This window comes from Amycolatopsis antarctica, assembly GCF_002262875.1.
In the GTDB taxonomy this organism is placed as follows: domain Bacteria; phylum Actinomycetota; class Actinomycetes; order Mycobacteriales; family Pseudonocardiaceae; genus Amycolatopsis; species Amycolatopsis antarctica.
In genome coordinates, this window is the sequence record NZ_NKYE01000003.1 from 438,484 (window position 1) to 442,441 (window position 3,958).

Here is a 3,958-nt window from a genome sequence, read left to right on the forward strand (position 1 = left end):
AGGGTTCGACCATGACCTCCTCCCCAGAAAAGGTGCTCGACGCGCTGCGCTCCGCGGTGAAGCAGGCCGACACCTTGCGCCGGCAGAACCAGCGACTGGTGGCCGCGGCCACCGAACCGGTGGCGATCGTGGGTATGGCCTGCCGCTATCCCGGCGGCGTTCGCTCACCGGAGGACCTGTGGCGGCTGGTGGACGGGGGTGTGGACGCGATCGGTGACATGCCGGACGATCGCGGCTGGGACTTCGCCGCGTTGGACGCCTTCGCCCAGACCGTGCCTCGCCACGGCGGCTTCCTCGACGACGTCGCCGGGTTCGACCCGGCCTTCTTCCGGATCGCGCCGCGCGACGCGCTGGTGATGGACCCCCAGCAGCGGCTGCTGCTGGAGGTCGCCTGGGAGGGGCTGGAGCGGTCCGGGTTCGACCCGACGTCGCTTCGCGGCACGGACACCGGCGTGTTCGTCGGCGGCGGCACCGGCGACTACCGGGTTCCGCTGCTGGGCGTGGACTGGCGGTCCGCGCAGTCGGGCAGTCTGCTGTCCGGCCGGCTCGCCTACACCTTCGGCCTCCAGGGGCCCACCTTGTCGGTGGACACCGGCTGCTCGTCCTCGCTGGTGGCCCTGCACCTGGCCGTGCGGGCGCTGCGCGCGGGGGAGTGCGGCCTCGCCCTGGCCGGCGGCGTGACCGTGATGTCCTCCCCGGCCGGTTTCCTGGAGTTCGCCCTGCAAGGCGCGCTGTCCCGGGACGGGCGATGCCGGGCGTTCGCCGACTCCGCCGACGGCACCGGTTGGGCCGAGGGCGCCGGGCTGCTGGTGCTGGAACGGCTGTCCGACGCGCGTCGGCACGGACACCCGGTGCTGGCGCTGATCCGTGGTAGCGCGGTCAACTCCGACGGCGCCTCCAACGGTCTGACCGCGCCGAGCGGCCCGGCCCAGCAGCGGGTCATCCGAGCCGCGCTGGCCGACGCCCGGCTCCGCCCCGCCGACGTCGACGTGGTCGAGGCGCACGGCACCGGCACCGCGCTCGGCGATCCGATCGAGGCCCGGTCCCTGCTGGCGACCTACGGCCAGGATCGGGACGAGCCCCTGCTGCTCGGCTCGGTCAAGTCCAACATCGGACACACCCAGTCCGCCGCCGGCGTGGCCGGGGTGATCAAGGTCGTGCAGGCCATGCGCAACGGCGTGTTGCCCCGAACGCTGCACGCGGAGACTCCGTCCACGCACGTGGACTGGTCGTCCGGGCGGGTGTCGCTGCTGACCGAGCCCACCGACTGGCCGGCCGTCGAGCGAGCCCGCCGGGCGGCGGTGTCCTCCTTCGGGGCCAGCGGAACCAACACCCACGTGATCGTCGAGCAGGACGCCGACCCCGAGCCTGCCGGGCCCGGCGAACCCAGCCGGATGCCCGCGCAGTTCGTGCCATGGGTGCTCTCCGCCCACACACCGGCGGCGCTGCGTGAGCGCGCCGCGGACCTGGCGGCCGCCCTGGACTCCGACTCGTGCCCCGAACCGGCCGTGGTCGGCCGGGCGCTGGCGACCACGCGCACGGCGTTCGATCACCGCGCGGCCGTGGTGGCCGGCGACCGGGAAACCGCGCGCCGAGCACTGGCCGCGCTCGCCGCGGGCGAGCGACCCGCCGAGGTGATCCGAGGTGTGGTCGGCGCCGCCGCCGAGGCACCCGCCGGGCGGACCGCGTTCCTGTTCTCCGGCCAGGGCGCCCAGCGACTGGGCATGGGCCGCGCGCTGCACGCCGGGTATCCGATCTTCGCCGAGGCGTTCGATGCCGTCGAGGCCGAACTGAACCGCCACCTCGACTTTCCGCTGCGGGAAGTGATGTGGGGTATGGAGCCTGGGCCGCTGGACGAGACCCGGTGGACCCAGCCTGCCTTGTTCGCGGTGGAGGTGGCCCTGTTCCGGCTGCTGGAGTCCTGGGGGGTGCGGCCGGACCACGTGCTCGGGCACTCGGTCGGCGAGCTGGCCGCCGCGCACGTCAGCGGTGCGCTGTCGCTGCGGTCGGCGTGCGCGGTGGTGGCCATCCGGGCTCGGCTGATGGGCGCCCTGCCCACCGGCGGAGCGATGGCCGCGGTCGCCGCCGGTGAGGCCGAGATCGTTCCGCTGCTCGGTCCCGACGTGGCGATCGCCGCGGTCAACGGGCCGGAGTCGGTGGTCGTCTCCGGCGCGACCGACCAGGTGGCCGCGCTGCTGGACGACCTGGCCGGCCGTGGCCGGCGGGTCCGGCGACTGGTGGTCAGCCACGCATTCCACTCGCCGCTGATGGAGCCGATGCTCGACGAGTTCCGTGCCGCGCTGGGCGAACTGGAGTCCGACGGCCAGCAGATCCCCGTGGTGTCCTGTCGCGTCGGGGCCCCGGTCGACGCGAAGCTGACCGACGTGGAGCACTGGGTCGAGCACGTCCGCGCCCCGGTCCGCTTCGCCGACGGGGTGCGGGCACTTGCCGCGGCCGGGGTGACCAGGTTCGTGGAGATCGGTCCCGGCGGCTCGCTGGCCGCGATGGTTCCCGGCGCACTGGCCGACCCCGCCTCCACCCCCGAATCCGGGCCGGACCCGGTGGTTGTCCCGACCCTGCGCGGCGGCCGGGACGAGCGGGCGGCGCTGGTCCGCGCGATCGCCGAACTGCACGCGGCCGGGGTGCCGGTGGACTGGACGGCGTTCTTCGCCGGGACCGCCTCGGCGCCGGTGGACCTGCCGACCTATCCGTTCCAGCGGGAGCGGTTCTGGCCGGTGGCCGGCGCCGGCGGCTCCGGCGATGCCGCCGGACTCGGGCTGGTTCCGCTGGACCACCCGCTGCTGGGCGCGGCGGCCGAACCGGCCGAACGTGGCGCGACGATCGTGGCCGGTCGTCTGTCCGTGGCCGCCCAGCCGTGGCTGGCCGACCACGTGCTCGGCGACGTGGCGGTCTTCCCCGGCACGGGTTTCCTGGAGCTGGTCCTGCGCGCCGCCGACCAGGTCGGTTGCGACCGGGTGGAGGAGCTGACCCTGTCCGCGCCGCTGGTGCTGGACGCGCGGGACGGCGTCGCCGTCCAGGTCTGGATCGGTGAGCCGGACGACGCCGGAGTGCGCGAGGTCCGCGTGCATTCCCGCTCCGTCCGCCGTCCCGAGGACGGCTGGACCCGGCACGCGGACGGTACGATCCGAGTCGGCGAGCGAGTGTCCGAAATGGACACCGAGCAGTGGCCGCCGGCCGGGGCTGTCGAGCTGGACGTGGCCGGGCACTACGACTCCCTGGCGGACAGTGGGCTCGTCTACGGCCCGGTGTTCCGCGGTCTGCGCACGGTCTGGCGGGTCGGCGAGGACATCTGCGCGGAGGTGGCGCTCCCCGAGCGGCTGGACGGCCGCAGCCCCGAAGCCGGCGAATTCGGCCTGCACCCCGCGCTCCTGGACGCCGCGCTCCAGGCGAGCGCGTTCGTTCCGGCCAACGAGGGCCGCAACCTGATGCCGTTCTCCTGGCGCGGGGTCAGCCTGCACGCGGGCGGCGCCTCGGTACTGCGGGTGCGGTGGAGCCAGCACCCGACCGGCCTGCGGCTGCGGGCGGTGGACCCGGCCGGTGACCCGGTGATCTCGGTGGAGTCCCTCGCGCTGCGCGCCCCCACCCAGTCGCCGGGTTCCACCGGCCAGGACGTGCGCGACACGCTGCTCACGGTGGACTGGCCGGTGGTACAGACCACCTCGCGCCCCGAGACGCCGGTCGGCTCCTCGGTGCTGCTGGAACCGGGCGCGTCGCTGCCCGCAGGCGAGGTTCCGGACTTCGTGTGCCTGCCGGTGGGTGGTGCTGATCCCGCGGACTCCGCCGGAGAGGCCTCGCGGGTGCTGGCAGTGCTGCGGGAGTGGTTGGGGGATGGGCGTTTTGCGGGTTCGTGTTTGGTGTTGGTGACTCGGGGTGCGGTGGGTCCGGTGGTGGGTTCTGGGGTTGATGTGGGTGGTGGTGCGGTGTGGGGTTTGGTGCG

The 3,958-nt window shown here is 74.4% G+C and carries 1 pseudogene; it reads left to right on the forward strand.

Annotation, left to right across the window (positions count from 1 at the left end):
- Nucleotides 1–32: 32 nt before the first annotated feature.
- Nucleotides 33–3,958, forward strand: a pseudogene (locus tag CFN78_RS29080) (type I polyketide synthase); the annotation flags it as partial.